This is a genomic window from Mesorhizobium sp. M0768, from assembly GCF_040320195.1.
Classification (GTDB): Bacteria; Pseudomonadota; Alphaproteobacteria; order Rhizobiales; family Rhizobiaceae; genus Mesorhizobium.
On sequence record NZ_JAMYPD010000008.1, the window covers coordinates 100,383 to 119,328 of the forward strand.

Consider the following 18,946-nt stretch of genomic DNA (forward strand, 5'->3'; position numbering starts at 1 on the left):
CGGAGGCAGTCAGGATTTGCCGGGAGTTTCATGGCACCGCGACATGATGAGCCGATACGGATTTTCCGACACGGACATCGATCGCTTTTGTAAAGTCCGGCGCCATGCGAAATCAAAGCTTGATTACATACTCCTTGCGCGTCGTTTCAAGCACTTCCCAGCTTCCTCTAAAGCCCGGCCTCAGCACGAAGCTGTCGCCTGCCCTGACGGTGCGCGCATCGCCGCCGTCTTCAGCGATCACCGAAACCCCTGACAGGATGTGGCAGAACTCCCACTCATCATATTCGATGCGCCATTTGCCTGGCGTCGCTTCCCAGACGCCGGCATAGAGGCCGCCGTGCTGTTCCTCGACATTCCAGGTGCGGAATTTCGGATCGCCCGACATCAGGCGATCCGGCGCTGGTGCGCCAAGTTCCGGTTCGACGGCGTCGACGCCGACGGAAAGAAATTTCGGCGTAGCCATGGCGATCAAACCTTGGCGAGAGCCTGTTCCAGATCGGCGACGATGTCGTTGACGTCCTCGATGCCGACCGAAAGCCTGACCGTGTCAGGCCCTGCCCCGGCGTTGATCTTCTGCTCGTCGGAAAGCTGGCGATGCGTGGTCGATGCCGGGTGGATGACCAGCGACTTGGTGTCGCCGACATTGGCCAGATGCGAGAACAGTTCGAGCGCCTCGACGAACTTGATGCCCGCCGCATAGCCGCCCTTCAGCCCGAATGTGAACACCGCGCCGGCGCCAAGCGGCGAGTACTTCTTCTGCAACGCGTTGTTCTTGTCGCTGGGCAGGCCGGGATAGGAAACCCAGGCAACCTTGGGATGGTTGGAAAGCCATCCGGCGACCGCCGCCGCATTGTCGCAGTGGCGCTGCATCCTGAGCGGCAAGGTTTCCAGACCGGTCAGGATAAGGAATGCGTTGAACGGCGAAATCGCCGCGCCGATATCGCGCAGGCCGAGCACGCGAGCAGCGATGGCGAAGGCGAAATTGCCGAAGGTCTCGTGCAGGACGAGGCCGCCATATTCGGGGCGCGGCTCCGACAGCATCGGATACTTGCCCGACTTCGACCAATCGAACGTGCCGCCGTCGACAATGGCGCCGCCGATCGAATTGCCGTGACCGCCGATGAACTTGGTCAGCGAATGCACGACGATGTCGGCGCCATGCTCGATCGGCCGCAGCAGATAGGGCGAGGCCAGCGTGTTGTCGACGATCAGCGGCAGGCCGTGCTTGCGGGCGATGTCGCCAATCTTCTCGATGTCGACGAAGACGCCGCCGGGATTGGCCAGGCTCTCGATGAAGATTGCCTTGGTCCTGTCGTCGATCTGGCTCTCGAAGGTCGAGACGTCATTGGTGTCGGCCCAGCGCACCTGCCAACCGAAATTCTTGAAGGCGTGGCCGAATTGGTTGATCGAGCCGCCGTAAAGCTTTGTCGCGGAAACGAAATTGTCGCCGGGCTGCATCAGATTGTGGAAGACCAGCACCTGCGCGGCATGGCCGGAGGCGACCGCAAGGCCTGCCGTGCCGCCTTCGAGTGCCGCGATGCGCTCTTCCAGCACCGCCTGCGTCGGGTTCATGATGCGGGTGTAGATGTTGCCGAACGCCTTCAGCCCGAACAGCGAGGCGGCATGGTCGGCATCGTCGAAGACGAAGGAGGTGGTCTGGTAGATCGGCGTCGCTCGCGCGCCGGTCGCCGGATCCGGCTTGGCGCCGGCATGGACGGCGAGCGTGTTGAAACCGGGCGTGCGGGCCATCGAAAAACCTCCCTCAATGGTGAATGGTGAATGGTGAATGGTGAATGGTGAATGGTGAATGGTGAATGGTGAATGGTGAATGGTGAATGGTGAATGGCAAAGTCGGCCAGCCCCACCCTGATTGCAAGCGGCTCATATGCCGCCTTGCCCGCCTTCCAGAAAAATCTTTCTATTCACCATTCACTATTCACTACCTACTTCTGGCGAACGCCGAAACTCTGGAATCCCGGCCGCATCAGCGGCTTCTTCGACGACAAAACGCCGGAATTGACGCCGGTCCAGCCGATCTCGCCGGACAGCTTGCCATATTCGATCTTGGGGCAACGGTTCATCACCACCTTGATGCCGGCGGCCTCGGCGCGCGCGGCGGCCTCGTCATTGCGCACACCAAGCTGCATCCAGATGACCTTCGGCAGCGGATCGAGCCGCAACACCTCGTCCACGATGCCCGGCACGGCAGCGGAGCCGCGAAAGACGTCGACCATGTCGATTGGCTCTGGAACATCGGCCAGCCTGGCATAGGTCATCCGCCCGAGGATTTCCTTGCCGGCCTGGCCGGGATTGATCGGGAACACCGAAAACCCTTTGCCGAGCAGATATTTCAGCACGAAATAGCTCGGCCGCACGTCATAGGCCGATGCGCCGACCATGGCGATGGTCTTCACCGAATTGAGGATGCCGGCGATATAGGCGTTGTCGTAGGCGTCGTGGTTCATGCCTCGTCATACAGCGCTTCGGAGTGAGGTGCCAACAGCCGAGCAAGTGGCTTGCAATGGGCCAGGGAGAACGTCGTCAGCCCGGCAGCGAAATCGATCCGTCTTCCGCGATCGGAAAAGCCGGATTGTGCGCGACTTCCCAGACATGCCCGTCGGCATCGGCGAAATAGCCGTACCAGCCGCCCCAGAAGGCGCGCCCGGCCGGCTTGACGATCTTGCCGCCGGCCTTCTCAGCCGCCGCAAGCACTTCGTCGACCTCGGCGTCAGAGCGGGTGTTGTAGGCGAGGTAGACGGCCGACGGCGCCTTCGAGAAGCTGACGCCCGAATCCTCTTCGGCGCTTGGGCGCGGAAACAAGCCAAGAATGGCGCCGCCCATCTGGAAGAAGGCAACGCCCTCGGTGATCCCGGCATGGCGGGTCAGGCCCATCGCCTCATAGAAGCGCGTCGCACGGTCGAGATCGTCGGTGGCGATGGTGATGATGGAGATGCGCGGTTCCATATCCGCCTCCTATTCCTCCGGCCACTCCGGCTTGCGCTTGCCGATGAAGGCGCCAATGCCCTCTTCCGCATCGCGCGCCAGCATGTTTTCGACCATGACGCGCCCGGTGTAATCATAGGCCTCGGCCAGCCCCATTTCTGCCTGTTCGTAGAAGGCTTCCTTGCCGATCTTGACGACCAGGGAGGATTTGGACGCAATGGTTTGCGCGTATTTGGTGACAATCTGATTCAGATATTCGCGCGGCACGACGCGGTTGACCAAGCCGAATTCCTTGGCGGTTGCCGCATCGATCGTCTCGCCGGTCAAAAGCATCTCCATGGCGTGCTTGCGCGAAACGTTGCGCGACAGCGCCACCATCGGCGTCGAGCAGAACAGTCCGATATTGACGCCAGGCGTGCAGAAGGTCGCCTCGTGCGAGGCGATGGCGAGATCGCAGCTGGCGACCAACTGCAATCCGGCCGCCGTCGCCAGACCGTCGACTTCGGCGATCACCGGCTTAGGATGGCGAACGATCGCCTGCATCAGCGCGGCGCAGGCGGAAAACGTCTTTTCGAAGAAGCCCCTGCCGCGATCGGCATCGGCGCGGTGCGCGCTCAACTCCTTGAGGTCGTGCCCGGCGCAGAACACTTTGCCGGTCGCCCCAAGGACGATGACGCGGACGGATTTGTCGGCCTTGGCGCGGTCGAGTTCCGCCGTCAGCGCCGCCATCACTGCAAGCGAAAGAGCGTTGGCCGGCGGATTGGCGAGCGTCAGGCGCAGCACACCGTTGTCCAGCCTGGAGACGACCGGCCCTTCGGCAACGGCAGGCTTGATGGCGACGATTTCGGCCATGATCATTCCTCTGCGATTCCGGATCGATGATGGACTAATCTAGTATGCCGCCTCGCTTCGTCCAACTTCCTCGTCCGCTTCTGCCATAATGAATGGGGTGTTGCCAGAAACGCCACGTCGCGTTCATACATGCAGGGCGCAAACCGGGAGACTGAAATGCCCGCCCACAGCAATCTCAAGCCGGTGCTGGCGGCTGCCGAAATCAACGCGCTGATGGCGACCATTTTCCCGCAGCTCAACGACCAGTTCACCTTCTACGAGGCGTTGGAGGTGTTTCCAGGCGGCTGTGTCGTGCGCCTCAACGCCGACGAGCGCCATTTGCGTCCCGGCGGCACCGTGTCGGGTTCGGCGCTGTTCACGCTGGCCGACATAGGCGGCTATGTCTGCGTGCTCTCGCATGCCGGACCGGATGCGCTTTCGGTCACCACCAGTCTCAACATCAATTTCGTCCGCAAGGCCGAGAGTGGTCCTATCGACGGCCATTGCCGCATCCTCAAGCTCGGCAAGAGCCTGATGGTGTTCGATATCGACATCGTCGCCGGCCCGGAGGGACACACGGTAGCGCACGCAACGGGCACCTATTCGATCCCGCCAAAGCGGATTGATGGTGTGGTAAAATAATACCTTTCATCCAAGGCATTGTTTTTGCTGGATTTTGATAGCTCGCCGACATTTCATGCGCCTTGACGCGGTCGAACCCCTCCCCTATAAGCCCTCACGGAACAGCGGCCCGCAAAGGCCGCCGTTTTGTTATTGGCGGCGGGCAAGCGCCTTTCGCCAATCCAAGCAACAAGAAACGCCTTCTTTTGAAGGTCCGAACCGAAAGCAACAATCCATGGCAACCTTTTCGCAGAAGCCTGCGGATGTGGTGAAGAAGTGGGTGCTGATCGACGCCGATGGTCTCGTCGTCGGCCGTCTCGCCACTGTCATCGCCAATCATCTTCGCGGCAAACACAAGCCCACCTTCACCCCGCACGTCGACGACGGCGACAACGTCATCGTCATCAATGCCGACAAGGTGGTGTTCACCGGCAAGAAGTTCACCGACAAGGTCTATTACTGGCACACCGGCCACCCCGGCGGCGTCAAGGAGCGCACCGCGCGCCAGCTGCTCGAGGGTCGTTTCCCCGAACGTGTCGTCGAGAAGGCCGTCGAACGCATGATCCCGCGTGGCCCGCTCGGCCGTCGCCAGATGAAGAACCTCCGCGTCTATGCAGGCACGGACCATCCGCATGTCGCCCAGCAGCCCGTCGTCCTCGACGTGGCCAAGCTGAACGCCAAGAACAAGAAGGTTTCGTAAGATGGCTGAGCTTTCCTCGCTCGCAGAACTCGGAGCTGCCACCGGCAATACCAACACCCAGCCGGCCGCACCCGTCCACGTCCAGAAACTCGATAAGTCGGGCCGCGCCTACGCCACCGGCAAGCGCAAGAACGCCATCGCCCGCGTCTGGGTGAAGCCCGGCTCCGGCAAGATCGTCGTAAACGACAAGGTGTTCGCCGAATATTTCGCGCGTCCGGTGCTGCAGATGATCCTCAACCAGCCGATTATCGCCGCCAATCGCGCCGGCCAGTACGACATCGTTGCCACCGTCATCGGCGGCGGCCTTTCCGGCCAGGCGGGTGCCGTGCGCCACGGCATCTCCAAGGCGCTGACCTATTACGAGCCGGCGCTGCGCGCCGTGCTCAAGAAGGGCGGCTTCCTGACCCGCGACAGCCGCGTCGTCGAGCGCAAGAAGTACGGCAAGGCGAAGGCCCGCCGCTCCTTCCAGTTCTCGAAGCGTTAAACAGAGACCTGTTTTCTATCGATTTTTTCAGAGGGGCTGCGTATTCGCAGCCCCTTTTCTTTGTCGACATAAGCAATCCCGCATCTTCAGGTGACCCAACATAATATTAGTAGTATCTTAATTACAGGCGCGTTCCAGATCCCAGGGCAGCAGCCAACTCCACAGAGCGGGAGCTGTGCACGTTGCGACGCGCCGGTAACCCGACGCTCGCGAAGGAGGAGGCAATGCGCATCCATTCCAGCAGTGTGTTTCTGGCAGCTGTCGCCGCCACTTGGGCATTCGCCGCGCCTGCTGCCGACAAAAGCGACGAGCAGCTCATCGATAATGCGATTACAGCGGCACCGGCGGCTGTCGGCAAAAACGCCGCCGTCGTGAATTGGGAGATGAAAACGTTGAGGAAGGGCACCAACGGTTTCACTTGCATCCCGGACGACCCGAGCACTCCCGCCGACGACCCAATGTGCACGGATGAGAACGGGATGGCGTGGATGCACGCGATCATGTCCAAGAAGGAGCCGCCTGCAGGGAAAGTTGCTTTCGCCTACATGCTAAAAGGAGGCGATGCGGCCAGCAATACCGACCCCTTTGCAACCAAGCCGCCGGAGGGGGCCGAATGGCTGCATGATGGTCCGCACGTGATGGTCATGAACGCACCAGACATGATGGCCTTGTATCCCCACGAGCCGAACCCCACACAACCATACGTCATGTTCCCCGGCACGCCCTACGCGCACCTGATGATTCCAGTCAAATAGATCAAGCAACACCTGCCGCGAAGCGTAGTGGCGGGTCACCTGAGGGAAGGGAGCCGCGCTTATTTTCGGGCGCGGCTCTCCCGGGTGTCAGGGCTGGCCGGCGGACGCCTTGATGAAGTCAATGAACGCCCGCAACGGCGCCGGCACGAGGCGCCGTCCGGGATAGTAAAGGAACGGCCCGGAGAAGCTCTGCCACCAGGGTTCAAGCAGCGGTTCGAGCGCTCCGCTCTCGAAGTGAGGACGTAGCCAATCCTCGAACAGGCTGATGATGCCGGTGCCGGCGATGGCTGCATCGACTTTGAGGTCAGTCGCCCCGCCCAGGGTCACGAGAAGCGGCCCCGTCGGGTCGACCCGCACCACCTCGCCGTCGCGCTCGAATTCCCACGGCGGCATCGCACGGCTGGCAAAGCGGCCGCGCAGGCAGGCGTGGCCGAGCAGGTCGCGCGGGTGTTGCGGCCGGCCATGACGATCCAGGTAGGCCGGGCTGGCGGCGGTGGCGAAGCGCTGCACACGCGGTCCGATCGGCACAGCGATCATGTCCTGCTCCAGCCGCTCCTCATAGCGAATGCCGGCGTCGCACCCCGCCGCCAGCACATCGACGAAGCTCTCCTCCGAGATCACCTCCAACCGGATGCCCGGATAGGCGGCGAGAAAAGGCGGAACGATGCTGGGCAGTACCAGCCGCGCCGCGCTGACCGGCACATTGAGGCGCAACGTACCTGCCGGCCTGTCGCGAAAGCCGTTCACTACGTCGAGGGCCGACTCCACCTCGGTCAAGGCAGGACCGAGCCGCGCCAGCAGGCCTTCGCCGGCTTCCGTCAGGACAACGCTGCGGGTCGTCCGGTTGAGCAGCCTGACACCGAGCTGCGTCTCCAGGCGCCGCACCGCCTCGCTCAAGCCGGACGCACTGCCGCCGCTGGCGCGTGCCGCATCCCGAAAACCTTTGGCGCGCGCTACGGCCACGAAGGCGTTCAGGTCCCCGAGATCAATCTGCATTGTTCGTCATTCCGCACAGCCCGTGCGAATTGTAGCCAATTATCATGAGATCGGACAGCGTCTATCTGTGCACCGTTCCTGAAGGAGAAAGACCATGTCCAGCGTCAACCATTCCGGCACATTCATCCTCGGCGACCGTAAGGTGAGACGGCTCGGCTACGGCGCCATGCAGCTCGCAGGGCCAGGCGTCTTCGGCCCACCAAAGGACCACGACGCGGCATTGGCCGTACTGCGCGAAGCCGTTGCACAAGGCGTCAACCACATCGACACCAGCGACTTCTATGGCCCGCAGGTGACCAACCTGTTGATCCGCGAAGCGCTCGCACCCTATCCCGACGACCTCGTTATCGTCACCAAGATCGGTGCCCGACGCGGCACGGATGGCTCATGGCTGCCGGCCTTCTCGGCAGAAGAGCTGACACAGGCGGTGCACGACAATCTGCACAATCTCGGACTCGACGTGCTGGAGGTGGTCAACCTTCGGGTCATGTTCGACGCGCATGGCCCCGCCGAAGGGTCGATCGAGGCGCCGCTTGCGACGCTTGCCGAGCTCCAGCGACAGGGCCTCGTGCGCCACATCGGGCTGAGCAACGTCACCGCTGCGCAGATCGCCGAAGGCCGCAGGATGTGCAGGATCGTCTGCGTGCAGAACCAGTACAATCTGGCGCATCGGGGCGATGATGCCTCGATCGACGATCTGGCCCGCGACGGCACCGCCTATGTGCCGTTCTTCCCGCTTGGCGGCTTCAACCCGTTGCAGTCGTCGACCTTGTCCAAGGTCGCCGCACGCCTCGGCGCCACGCCCATGCAGGTCGCGCTCGCCTGGCTGCTTCGCCGCGCGCCCAACATTCTTCTGATTCCCGGCACGTCTTCCGTCGTGCATCTCAGGGAGAACCTCGCCGCTGCCGACCTCGAACTGTCGGACGATGTCATCAAGGAGCTGGATGGTGTGGCAATGGCGGCCTGCGGGTAGATTGCCGAAGGCAGTGATGAGCCAATCTCCCCCAAGTGGGTTCCCTTGCGGGGGAGATTGCCGGCAGGACAGCGAAGGCGCGACCTTGCAGGCGGAACCGCCGAGGCGCTGAAGGATCGTCGCATTTTTCTGCCACCACGCCACATTTTGTTCTTGCTTTGTGCCGGCAGCTATGCTACTAATCTGGGTATGGTGCTAATTGGCTCCAGCGACCCGCCCACGGAGGCGGGTTTTCTGTTTCTGGGTTCCTTCGAAAGTTTGGCGCTGCCGGCCTGGGGTCGGCGGGACAGCGCCCTTCTGCCCTGCCGGGCATCGTCACCACAAGAGGGAGATCCAATTCTCGCCGCGCCGATCTAGTTGATGCTGGCCGTGTTGGCCGGCTCGGCCGGGCGCTTCTCACCGGCATAGGGCACGCGAAAACCGTTCGCCGCCAGCCAACTGATGGCGGCCTTCGGTTCGTCGGTCTGGATGATGGTGGCGCCGCGCTCGACCCAGAAGCCATAAGTCTCGCGCGGCAGGCTGGCCGCAACCGCCAGCTCGTCGCCGCGACCGCCGGCGAGGAAGCCTCCCGGCTTGTTGACGATGGCATAGGTGTCGGCCCAGATGTGCCAGTCGCCCCTCACCGCCAGCGCGCGCATGCGCGGGCTGAACAGCGGGCCGCCGGTCTCGGTCAGTGTCTCTGATCCCATGCGCCAGTTGATCATCTCGACCGCGCGCATCGGGAAGGCCCGGCCCACTTTCTCGGCAAACATGGCGTCGCGAACCGCGTCATCGGCGATAATCGGCATGAACTGGAAGCCGCTGCCGATCGCGTCCATGGCGGCCTTGACACTGGCAATCCGCTCCGCATTCCACAGGTTCTCCTTGACGATCACCTGTTCGGCCATGCCGAGGTCGCGCGCAACCGCGACCATGCCGACGAGGCTTTCGGTGTCGAGCTTGTTGTCGAGATTGATGAGGATCCTGTCCCTGGTCGTCATCAACATCTCGCGCAACGTCGAGACCGTCTCGCCCGTAACGGCGCCGGTGCCTTCGATCACCAAACGGCACGTCTTGAGTTCGGCCATCGTGCGGTTGACCACCTCACCCTTGCAATTCGTCGTGCGGTCGAGCCAACTGTCATGCATGACGACGAACTGTCCGTCCTTCGAGCGCCTTATATCGACCTCGACGATTTCGGCGCCCATTGCGATCGACGCCTCGGCGGCGGCGATCGAATTTTCGGGATAGAGCGTCTTGCCGGATTGCATGCCGCCGGCGCGGTGCGCGGCCACTATCACATGGTCGCGCCATTGGTTGGCGTGCTCGAAGCGGTCGAGAATCTGCCTGGCGCGCGTTTCGCCTGCCGATGCCTGGCCAAGGGAGAGCGCCAGCGCCGCGGAAAGTAGAAGGCTCAGCCAAATCGTTCGCATGAGACAGGTCATTCGCACGAGAATCGCTCCGTACCGGGATCGCACCCCGGTTAAGCGATGCCCGTGACAGGCAGGTGAACGAAGCCGGCTTGCAAAATGCCGGAAAATCAGGTCAGCGCCGGCCGAAGCAGTCTTCGGCGGCTACTTTCGGTTGCTTGCCAGGCAATCTCCTGGCGAGCCATGCCGGGTTCGCCTGGCGAGCAAGGATTTGTGACCGGATCGAATGGCCATGATCCTCCGCAGGGGTCGCAATTCTGAGAATTATGTCCAATAAGGTTGCGCGTCGACGCACAGGAGATCGCTTCATGCCGCCAAGGACCATCGATCATGCCTTCACCACCCGCTCCAGGACGGGTGCGTCGTTCGAGCCGACCTATGCCGGCGCCCTGTCGTTCATGCGGCGCAAATATTCGAAGGACGTGAAGGACGCCGATGCGGTGGTGTGGGGCATTCCCTTCGACGCTGCGGTCACCAATCGGCCGGGCGCCCGTTTCGGGCCGCAGGCAATCCGCCGCGCCTCGGCCATCCTCGACAACGACCCGCAATATCCGTTTTCGCGCGATCTGTTCGAACAGCTTGCCGTGGTCGATTATGGCGACTGCCTGCTCGACAGCGGCAATCACCAGAAGACGCCTGCCACGATCGAACGCGAAGCGGCCAAGATCCTGAAATCCGGCGCCTTTCTGCTGTCACTCGGTGGCGATCACTTCGTCACCTGGCCGCTGCTCAAGGCGCATGCCGCCATCCATGGCCCGCTGGCTCTGGTGCAGTTCGACGCACACCAGGACACCTGGCCCGACGACGGCAAGCGCATCGATCACGGCTCCTTCGTCGGCCGTGCAGTCAAGGAGGGCATCATCGACCCCGACCGGTCGATCCAGATCGGCATCCGCACCCATGCGCCCGACACGTTCGGTATCAAGATCCTGTACGGCCATGAAGTGGAGGAAATGCGTGCGTCCGACATCGCGTATGCCATCGTCGACCGTACGGGCGGCAAGAAGACCTATGTCACTTTCGACATCGATTGCCTGGACCCGGCTTTTGCGCCCGGCACCGGAACGCCGGTCGCGGGAGGCCCGTCTTCGGCAAAGATCCTGTCGGTGCTGCGCCAGATCAACCAGCTCGATATCGTCGGCGCCGACGTCGTCGAGGTTGCGCCAGCCTATGATCACGCCGATATAACGGCGATTGCCGGCTCGATGGTGGCCATGCACTATCTCGGGCTGCTGGCGGAACGAAAGGCCCGGCTCGAGGAAATGAACCAAGGCAATCACAGCGTTGCCGGATTGAATCAGGCGAGCGGCATATAGCTTTGAGATAACAGGAATTTTGGCACGCAATGAAACCGAAAATCTTCATCGACGGCGAGCACGGCACCACCGGTCTGCAGATAAGGGCGCTGCTTGCCGAGCGCGGCGACCTGGAAATCATCTCCATCCCGACCGAGCGCCGCAAGGAAACGGCAGCGCGCGCCGAGTTCCTCAATGCCGCCGATGTCGCGATTCTCTGCCTGCCGGACGCGGCCGCCAAGGAAAGCGTTTCGCTGATCGCCAATGACACCACCAAAGTGATCGACGCCTCGACGGCGCATCGTGTCGCCGATGGGTGGGAATATGGTTTCGCCGAAATGGACAAGGACCAGGCGAAGAAGATCGCTTCGGCGAAGCGCGTCGCCAATCCGGGCTGCTGGCCGCAAGGACCAATCGCGACGCTGCGGCCGCTGGTTGCGGCGGGGCTGCTGCCGGCCGATTTTCCGGTCACCGTCAACGGCATTTCCGGCTATTCCGGCGGCGGCCGGCCGATGATCGAGGATTATGTCGCCAAGGGCGAGGATGCGCCGGAATTCCTGCCCTACGGACTGACGCTGCAGCACAAGCACGTGCCGGAACTCAGGACCTATGCCAGGCTTTCGCACGATCCGATCATGCAGCCGGCAGTCGGCAATTTCGCGCAAGGCATGATCACGGTGGTGCCGCTGCAACTCGGCGGCCTCGACCATGTGCCGACCGGCGCCGAGCTTCACGCGGCGATCGCCGATCATTTCGCTTCCATCGATGGCGGCGTGGTCGAGGTGGCGCCGTATCTGCATCAGGAACGCATGCCCGACATCGATCCGGAGATCTACAACGGCACCAACCGGATGAAGCTCTATGTCTTTGCCAATGATAACAGGGCGCAGGCGCTGCTGCTTGCCGTCTACGACAATCTCGGCAAGGGCGCCTCGGGCGCTGCCGTGCAGAACATGGATCTGATGCTCGGCCTCTGAATGGATGCGCCAGCATTTCCGAAGCGCTGGAAGGTCGGCGCGCCCGAACTCATCGCCGAAACGTTCAGCAGCCGCATCTGGAAGGTTGATCGCGAAGACGGCTCACCGGCAATCGTCAAGGATCTAAAGCCTTTCGACGATGTCGAGGACGAGTTGCGCGGCGAGCATTTCCTCGCCTGGCGACGCGGCGAAGGCGCGGTGCGGCTGCTGGGTCGCGATGGCCACCGGATGCTGCTCGAGTATGCCGGCGAAACCTCGCTGTCACAGATGATTGCGGATCAGGGCGACAATGCCGCCACCGCGATCGCGGCGGAGGTAATGGCCAAGCTGTTCTCGCCGTCGAAGCACCCTGCCCCGCCGGACCTTCAGCCGTTGCGGATCCTGTTTTCCAGCCTGTTCAAAAAGGCGAAGGCCGATCGCGCCGCCGGCGAAAAGAGCCTGTATGTCGAAGCTGCCGAAATCGCGGAACGGCTGTTGTCCAATCCGCACGACGTACGGCCGCTGCATGGCGACCTGCATCACGACAACATCATGCACGGTCCGCGCGGCTGGCTGGCGATCGATCCGAAGGGCGTTCTCGGCGACCCCGGCTTCGATGCCGCCAATGTGTTCTACAACCCACTCGACCGAGACGATCTTTGCACCGATCCGCGGCGGATCGCGCATATGGCGCATGTCTTTGCCGCAACGCTCGGCCAGTCGCCGCCCGCGATACTGGACCACGCCATCGCCTATGGCTGCCTGTCGGCTGCATGGCACCATGAAGATCGCAATGCGGTCGACGAAAACCGCGAGCTGGCGATTGCCGCGGCAATCCGGCGGGTGCGGCTCAGCCTCTGAGAGCGATCTCGTGGGGCAGCGGGTAAGCGCCCTTGGTACCGCGCCAATGCGCGGCGGCGAAGCCCAGCAGAACCAGCGCGAATGCCTGATGCGTCAGGGCCATGTGCAGAGGCACCTGCATCAATAGCGTGCCGATGCCGATCGACGCCTGCACCACGACAATCAGGAACAGCAGCGTCGCGCGTCGGGCATGCGTCGTGCCCGGCAGGCGCCGGCGTGTCGCAATCATGTGCCAGAGCGCGACCGCGAAGATCGTGTAGGCGCCGACCCGGTGGACGAATTGCACCGTCTTCGGGTTTTCGAAGAAATTGCGCCATGCCGGCTCCAGCAGCAGCAGGTCGCCAGGGACCAGCTTGCCGTCCATCAGCGGCCAGGTGTTGTAGCTCAAGCCGGCGTCTAGCCCTGCGACCAGCCCGCCGAGATAGATCTGGACCAGCGCCAGCAGCACCAGGAAGCCGGCCAGACGTTGCGTCGAGCGGTCGGCGGCAGGTTCCGAGTGCGGCGCCAGCCCACGCGCGACCACCATGGTCGCCGTGAAGATCAGCGCCGCCAGCGTCAGATGCGTCGCCAGCCGATATTGGCTGACCGAAACCCGGTCAACCAACCCGGACGCCACCATCCACCAGCCTATCGCGCCCTGCAGGGCGCCGAGAAGGAGGATGCCCGACAATTTCGTGCCGAGGCCCCGCTCGATGCGGCGCGTCGCCCAGAAGAACAGCAGCGGCAGGGCGAAGACCACGCCGACACTACGCGCCAGGATGCGGTGCACCCATTCCCACCAGAAGATCGATTTGAACGCCTCGATGCTCATGCCGTTGTTGAGTTCGGCATATTGCGGGGTCTGCTGGTAGCGCAGGAACTCCTCCTGCCACTCGGCATCATTGAGCGGCGGGATAACGCCGTGTATCGGCTGCCATTCGGTGATCGACAGGCCGGAATTGGTGAGCCTTGTAGCGCCGCCGACCAGTACCAGCGCAAACAGCACCAGGAGCACGACATAGAGCCAACCGCGTACCAGCGCGCGGTTGCGAAGGTCGCGATCGCGGGCGGCGAAAGGCGCGGCATCGGATATGGCAGCAGCCATGGATTTGTCCCGGCAGTTGAAGTCGCGGATTGGTGAACCATCGCAACCCGGCTTGCAAGACCGGACAGCGCGGCACGCCGTCGCGCCGTTTCTGGCAGGTTGCGCGTATTGGCTGTTCGGCCTAAGCGATAGCGATCAACGAGATCGCGCCATGCCCATTCGCCTGAAAAAGCTGATCGGAAGCTTCCTGCTGGTAGTGCTGGTCATTGTCTATGCGCTGGTCGCCTCGATCGTGGCGGTTGCCCAATTGTCGCAGTCCGGGCCGCTGGCGCACTTCATCTTCTTCCTGCTCAGCGGGCTTTTGTGGGTGCTGCCGGCGATGGGCATCATCAAATGGCTGATCCTGGAGCCGCGGCCGAAGGGGCGAGGCAACAGTTAGATCGTCACCACCGTCTTGCCGGCATTGGCCAGCGGCGTCGTCACGCCCGACAACATTGTTCGGATGTGGGCGACGCTCTGATAGCGGCCATTGACCGAAATGCGCGGCAGGGCGTGCAGGAAGCCGGCATGCTCGGCGCGGAGTATGCCGTGGCGGGTCGTCACCGCCGAGGCGTAGCCGGCATCGCGGGCTAGGCCTACTTCGCGGCGGCCGACGGCACTGGCATAACCGTAGGGATAGGCGAAATGGCGCGGTTCCTCGCCGAGTTTGGCCTGCAATATGCGCTTGACGTCGCCGATCTCATGTCGCGCATCGCTCTCGGGAAGCCGCTTCAGATTGCAGTGATTGACGCTATGTGCGCCGATCGTCACCAGCGGGTGCCCGGCCATGGTGCGGATCTCGTCCCAGTTCATCAGCGTGCTCAGGCGCGGACCACCCAATTCGATGCCGTTCGAGCGCGCCAGATCGCGCAACACCGCACGCTGGTCCTGCTCGCGCACCTTCAGCGTCAGATGAGCGTGCAGGCGCGCATTGGCCTGGACCTTTTTTCCCGGACTCGAGCAGTCGATTGTCACCGGGCCATCCGGCGTCGTCAGCGTCAGACGATCGCGCGCATTGACGATGTCCTCGACCACGTCCCACCACAAATCGGCAGCGCCGTCGATCAGTCCCGGCGCGACGTAGATGGTGATCGGCGCGCCGTGCTTCTCCAGCACCGGCAGCGCCTCGGTCATGTTGTCTCGATAGGCGTCGTCGGCGGTGATCGTCGCAAACTGGCCGTCCTTGTCGCCGGCCTTGATGCGCTCGATCGCCTCGTCAAGCGTGACGAAACTGTAGCCGTTCGCCTTCATGTCGGCGATCACGGTGTCGAGAAACCCAGGCGCGATGTTCAAGTGGCGGTTGACGCCGTTCGGCTTTTCCGGTGTCGCGGTGACCCGATGCAGCATCAGGATGGCGCCAAGGCCGCCGATAAACGGCTTGGCCAGCGGCGCGAGACCGGAATAGCGGGCGAGATTGAGCGCCAGTTTGCGGATTGCCTCGCCCCCGTCGATCATTCATTCACCTTTTGCGCCTAAGCTCATTAAGCATGGAATGCGCCTGCGCGGACCCCCAATCGCGACGAATACGCCCCAAGGATTGAGGTATGGTTGACGCCACCGCGTCATTTGACGGCAATCGGCTGGCAAGCAGCGAGGCGTCGCCGTATGCCTTGCCGGCCGGCAAAGCCGGCCTGTCAACCTCGGTCGCCGATAGTGCGGCGTTGGCGGCGTACGCAGAATTCTGCCATTCGGCGCTTTTTGCCCCTGCGCAAAGCGCTGGCTGGATCCTGAACTGGGCCGCACATACCGGCGCCGACGTTGTCGTTGCGACGCTGCGCGCCGAGGACAGGCCGGTTTTCTCACTGGCGCTGGAGGTCACTCGCAGTGGAGCGTTCCGCGTCGCCCGGTTCATGGGCGGCCGCCATGCAAACGGCAATTTTGCCGCCGCCGACCCGCAATGGCTGGCGAATGCCGATAGCGCGGCGATCCGCTCGATGCTGGCGGCGATTGCCAAGGCGCGGCGCGACATCGATCTTGTCGCGCTGGAGCGGCTGCTGCCCGATCTCGACGGCGTTGCCAACCCGCTCTCCGCCTTGCCGCATTTTTCGAGCCCCAATCTGTCGCTGGCTGCCGGTCTTGTGGGAGGATTTGACGCACTGCTCACCCGCGTGAGCGGCAAGCGCAGGCGCAAGAAGCATCGCTCGCAGGCGCGCAAGTTCGAGGCCGTTGGCAGCTATCGTCGCATCGAGGCGAGGACTGCGGACGAGGTGCACATGCTGCTCGATGCCTTTTTTGAGATGAAGGAATTCCGCTTCCGCAAGATGGGCATCGCCAATGTTTTCGGTGAGGCGGAGGTGCGCGCTTTTTTCCGCTCGCTGTTTGCCGACGCGCTTCAAGGGGAAGATCCGTCCTTCGTCCTGCATGGGCTGGAAGTCGCCGGCAAACTTCGTGCAGTCACCGGGTCGAGCCGCTCGGGCAAGCGGCTGATCTGCGAGTTCGGGGCGATCGCCGAGGACGACCTCGCACACACCAGCCCGGGCGACTTCCTGTTCTTCGAGAACATCCAGGAAGCCTGCGAGGCGGGTTTCGAAATCTATGATTTCTCGGTTGGCGACGAACCCTACAAGCGATTGTGGTGCGATGTCGAAACGCAGCATTTCGAGGTGCTGGTTCCGCTGACGCCGAAAGGTCGTGCGCTGGCGCTGGCGCTCAGGCAGGGCGCAAGCCTGAAGGCATTCATCAAGCACAGCCCAATGGTCTGGAAGCTGACCAAGCTGCTGCGCCGCAAAGCCGTGGGGCGGACAGCACCGGCCGCAGGCGAAGACGACAGCTGATTTCGATTTGAGAGAAAACTGCCTCAGGCGGCCGAGCGCCGTCCCGGCATTGGGCCCGGCGCCACATGGCCGATGGGCGTGACCAGCGTCAGGTCGGGATAGCCACTCTCGATGAGCGCGACCGCGGCCTGCGTCACCTCGTCGTCCGGCTCAAGCATGGAGAGCAAGACCTCGGTCCCCTCGCCCACCAGGCGGCTGATGCCTTGCGCGCCGGCCGGTCCGCATTCGACCACGACCAAATCATAGGCGGTGGTCAGCGACTGCATGATAATCGGCAGCCGATCGGCGGCGCGCATGGCGCGGACCGGATCGGCTGTGCCGACGGGAATAACGTGGCAGTCCGAATAGAGATCGGGGTGGATCACATCGCTGAACTGCGCTTGTGAGGCGAGCAGATCGGTGATGCCCGGAAACAGCCCACTGTCCAGCATCGGCCGCGAGGCAGCACCCGAAGCGGTGAGATCAAGCAGCAGCACGCGTAGCCCGGCGTCGGAGACTGCGCGCGCCACCAGCACTGCCGAGGCAGCCGCCTCGTCGCCTTCCGGCGAGACGAATATGGCGCGGGCGGCACCGGTGGCGATCAGTTTTTCCGCGGCCTTGTCGATGTCGACCTCGCCGAGGATAGAACGTGCCGGTTCAATGTCTCCAGCAGCCATTTCAGAGTACTCCGGTTCGATTTTCTCGGCAGCCGCTTCCGCCACCGCGACGGGTTCCGGCTCCACTTTGCTTTCAATGATATTGTCGTCGTCGGCCTCATCGATCTCAACGACTGCCGGTTCGGACCGGCCAACCGACGGGTCGGGCTCGGCCATCACGCGTTCGGCCTGGACAGCCGGCATCGCAACCTGCTCGATGCGCTCGAAATGGGCACCGGCGGCCGGACGCATGGCGCGGCCGGAAAACAGTTCCTGCAGCAGCGTGACGATCGCCATGATGAGCAACGAGCCGACAAAGGCCGCACTGACAATCGGACCAATCTTGGGGAAATAAGGTTCGGCCGGCACCTGGGCCTCCGAAAATACGCGAGCGTCGACGGGCAGATAGTTGCGATCCTTGCGTGCGGCCGCCTGGAGATAGCTGGATGAATAGAGATCGAGCTGCTGACGCTTGGTCGCGGCATCACGCTGCAGCGCATCGAGTTCCACCTGCTCTTCGCCGGCGCGGGCGGACGCCGCCTTCAGCGTGTTGACGTCTGCCACGAGTTGAGCCTCTCGCGCCTTCGCCGTCTCGGCCTGCGCCATCAGACCTTTCATGATCTTTTCCGCTTCGTTGCGGATCTGGCGGTCGAGATCCGCGAGCTGCGACTTCAGCGCGCGGATGCGCGGATGGTTGTCGAGCAAGGTGGTGGAAAGGTCGGCGATGTTGTTCTTGAGTTCGACTTGCCGCTCGCGCAGGCGCTGGATCAGTTCGGAAGACAACACCTCCGGAACGGCATCCAGCGAGCCGCCATTGCGCAACGCCCTGCGCACGCTGTCAGCGGTCGCTTCCGCCGAAGCGCGATTGGCGCGCACGCGTGACAGTTCGCTCGACAATTCGGACAGCTGCTGGGTGGCAAGCACCGAATTGTTGCCGCCCATCAAAAGATCGGACTGCGCACGGAATGCGGCAACCTTGGCTTCCGCCTCCTTCACCCGGTTCTGCAGATCCGCGATTTCCGGCGCCAGAAAGTCGGTGGCGGCGGAATTCGATTCGAGCTTGGCATTGCCCTTGGAGGCGATATAGGCGTTTGCAATGGCGTTCGGGATCGCGGCGGCAAGCTTTGGATCCTCTGACGAGAACTCGATTGCGATCGCGCGGGTTTTTTCAACGCCATAGACGTTGAGCTTCTCATGCATTGCGTCCAGCACGCGCTCTTCCAGCGGAATCTCGAACGGATCGCTTTTCAAGCCAACAAGGACAAGGGCGCGGCTCAGCGCCGACATCTTCAGCGCCTCGTCGAATTCGGGCAATTTCGCCAGGTTGAGCTTCGCCGCCACCTGCTTGAGGATGTCGGGGGACGAGATGATCTGGACCTCGGTGGCCACAGCCTCTTCGTCGGGAATCGACCGCTCGTTGCCGTTGGCCCCGGCTGGCCGCGTGAACTCCGATTCTCGAGGCCCGATCTCCAGCTTGGCTGCCGCCTTGTATTCGGGCGTTGCAAGCCAGGCGAGCGCAAAGGCCAGACCGGTTACAACCAGTGCGACGACAAGGATGCGCAGCCAGTTTCGCGCCAGGCTGGCGAAAAGCTGCCTGAGATCGACGTCGACATCTGCGGCCGCGGATTGAACGGACATGCATCCCTGCTC

General features: G+C 62.8%; 20 protein-coding genes. 10 read left to right on the forward strand and 10 right to left on the reverse strand.

What is annotated here, in order from left to right:
* Positions 1-112: 112 nt before the first annotated feature.
* The 5 genes from NKI08_RS13470 to NKI08_RS13490 form a co-directional block, all read right to left on the reverse strand.
* Positions 113-463 (reverse strand): cupin domain-containing protein, encoded by a 351-nt coding sequence (locus tag NKI08_RS13470; RefSeq protein ID WP_352769997.1) that lies wholly within the window; start codon positions 461-463, stop codon positions 113-115.
* Between the two features lie 5 nt (positions 464-468).
* Entirely contained in the window at positions 469-1,749 is a 1,281-nt protein-coding gene (locus NKI08_RS13475) for an O-acetylhomoserine aminocarboxypropyltransferase (protein ID WP_352769999.1), read from the reverse strand.
* Positions 1,750-1,943: 194 nt separating this feature from the next.
* Positions 1,944-2,465 (reverse strand): CoA-binding protein, encoded by a 522-nt coding sequence (locus NKI08_RS13480; protein WP_352770002.1) that lies wholly within the window; start codon positions 2,463-2,465, stop codon positions 1,944-1,946.
* A 76-nt stretch (positions 2,466-2,541) separates the two neighbouring features.
* Positions 2,542-2,964, reverse strand: a complete 423-nt coding sequence (locus NKI08_RS13485) for a VOC family protein (RefSeq protein ID WP_352770005.1) — start codon at positions 2,962-2,964, stop codon at positions 2,542-2,544.
* Positions 2,965-2,973: 9 nt separating this feature from the next.
* A complete protein-coding gene (locus tag NKI08_RS13490) occupies positions 2,974-3,795 on the reverse strand; it encodes an enoyl-CoA hydratase (RefSeq protein WP_352501540.1) in 822 nt (273 codons plus the stop codon).
* 156 nt (positions 3,796-3,951) lie between these two features.
* On the opposite strand from NKI08_RS13490, the gene NKI08_RS13495 reads away from it, so the two are divergent.
* The 4 genes from NKI08_RS13495 to NKI08_RS13510 all read left to right on the forward strand — a co-directional run bounded on the left by NKI08_RS13495 (position 3,952) and on the right by NKI08_RS13510 (position 6,334).
* Positions 3,952-4,416, forward strand: coding sequence for a PaaI family thioesterase (locus NKI08_RS13495; RefSeq protein WP_352770009.1), 465 nt, complete (start codon positions 3,952-3,954; stop codon positions 4,414-4,416).
* Positions 4,417-4,630: 214 nt separating this feature from the next.
* Positions 4,631-5,095: a 50S ribosomal protein L13 gene (rplM, locus tag NKI08_RS13500; protein WP_352770012.1), complete on the forward strand. Its 465-nt coding sequence runs from the start codon at positions 4,631-4,633 to the stop codon at positions 5,093-5,095.
* Position 5,096: 1 nt separating this feature from the next.
* Complete coding sequence (rpsI, locus tag NKI08_RS13505) at positions 5,097-5,579, forward strand: 30S ribosomal protein S9 (RefSeq protein ID WP_023674644.1); 483 nt, start codon at positions 5,097-5,099, stop codon at positions 5,577-5,579.
* Between the two features lie 224 nt (positions 5,580-5,803).
* The gene (locus tag NKI08_RS13510) at positions 5,804-6,334 is read left to right on the forward strand and encodes a hypothetical protein (protein ID WP_352614136.1); all 531 of its coding nucleotides are present in this window, start codon (positions 5,804-5,806) and stop codon (positions 6,332-6,334) included.
* An 87-nt stretch (positions 6,335-6,421) separates the two neighbouring features.
* Here NKI08_RS13510 and NKI08_RS13515 read toward each other — a convergent pair whose 3' ends face one another.
* A complete protein-coding gene (locus NKI08_RS13515; RefSeq protein ID WP_352614137.1) occupies positions 6,422-7,330 on the reverse strand; it encodes a LysR family transcriptional regulator in 909 nt (302 codons plus the stop codon).
* 94 nt (positions 7,331-7,424) lie between these two features.
* Between NKI08_RS13515 and NKI08_RS13520 the strand changes: the two genes are divergently transcribed.
* Positions 7,425-8,303, forward strand: coding sequence for an aldo/keto reductase family oxidoreductase (locus tag NKI08_RS13520; RefSeq protein ID WP_352770017.1), 879 nt, complete (start codon positions 7,425-7,427; stop codon positions 8,301-8,303).
* Between the two features lie 353 nt (positions 8,304-8,656).
* Here NKI08_RS13520 and NKI08_RS13525 read toward each other — a convergent pair whose 3' ends face one another.
* A complete protein-coding gene (locus NKI08_RS13525) occupies positions 8,657-9,715 on the reverse strand; it encodes a glycerophosphodiester phosphodiesterase family protein (RefSeq protein WP_352745892.1) in 1,059 nt (352 codons plus the stop codon).
* Between the two features lie 305 nt (positions 9,716-10,020).
* On the opposite strand from NKI08_RS13525, the gene speB reads away from it, so the two are divergent.
* The 3 genes from speB to NKI08_RS13540 are packed head-to-tail and all read left to right on the forward strand — an operon-like array spanning position 10,021 to position 12,824.
* Complete coding sequence (speB, locus tag NKI08_RS13530; RefSeq protein WP_352471982.1) at positions 10,021-11,028, forward strand: agmatinase; 1,008 nt, start codon at positions 10,021-10,023, stop codon at positions 11,026-11,028.
* 29 nt (positions 11,029-11,057) lie between these two features.
* The gene (gene argC / locus NKI08_RS13535; protein ID WP_352501535.1) at positions 11,058-11,984 is read left to right on the forward strand and encodes an N-acetyl-gamma-glutamyl-phosphate reductase; all 927 of its coding nucleotides are present in this window, start codon (positions 11,058-11,060) and stop codon (positions 11,982-11,984) included.
* A complete protein-coding gene (locus NKI08_RS13540) occupies positions 11,985-12,824 on the forward strand; it encodes an aminoglycoside phosphotransferase family protein (protein ID WP_352770022.1) in 840 nt (279 codons plus the stop codon).
* Here NKI08_RS13540 and NKI08_RS13545 read toward each other — a convergent pair.
* Positions 12,814-13,908 carry a COX15/CtaA family protein gene (locus NKI08_RS13545; protein ID WP_352491886.1) on the reverse strand — a complete coding sequence of 365 codons (1,095 nt, stop codon included), beginning with the start codon at positions 13,906-13,908 and terminating at the stop codon, positions 12,814-12,816. The two genes, NKI08_RS13540 and NKI08_RS13545, sit on opposite strands and share 11 nt — an antisense overlap.
* 151 nt (positions 13,909-14,059) lie before the next feature.
* Between NKI08_RS13545 and NKI08_RS13550 the strand changes: the two genes are divergently transcribed.
* Entirely contained in the window at positions 14,060-14,287 is a 228-nt protein-coding gene (locus NKI08_RS13550; protein WP_023674629.1) for a DUF2842 domain-containing protein, read from the forward strand.
* Here NKI08_RS13550 and NKI08_RS13555 read toward each other — a convergent pair.
* Positions 14,284-15,342: a polysaccharide deacetylase family protein gene (locus NKI08_RS13555; RefSeq protein WP_352770027.1), complete on the reverse strand. Its 1,059-nt coding sequence runs from the start codon at positions 15,340-15,342 to the stop codon at positions 14,284-14,286. The genes NKI08_RS13550 and NKI08_RS13555 overlap by 4 nt on opposite strands.
* 89 nt (positions 15,343-15,431) lie before the next feature.
* Between NKI08_RS13555 and NKI08_RS13560 the strand changes: the two genes are divergently transcribed.
* Positions 15,432-16,661: a GNAT family N-acetyltransferase gene (locus NKI08_RS13560; protein WP_352770029.1), complete on the forward strand. Its 1,230-nt coding sequence runs from the start codon at positions 15,432-15,434 to the stop codon at positions 16,659-16,661.
* 23 nt (positions 16,662-16,684) lie between these two features.
* Here the strand turns inward: NKI08_RS13560 and NKI08_RS13565 are convergent, their stop codons facing one another.
* On the reverse strand, positions 16,685-18,934 hold the full coding sequence (locus NKI08_RS13565) for a GumC family protein (RefSeq protein ID WP_352770032.1): 2,250 nt from the start codon (positions 18,932-18,934) through the stop codon (positions 16,685-16,687).
* Positions 18,935-18,946 lie beyond the last annotated feature (12 nt).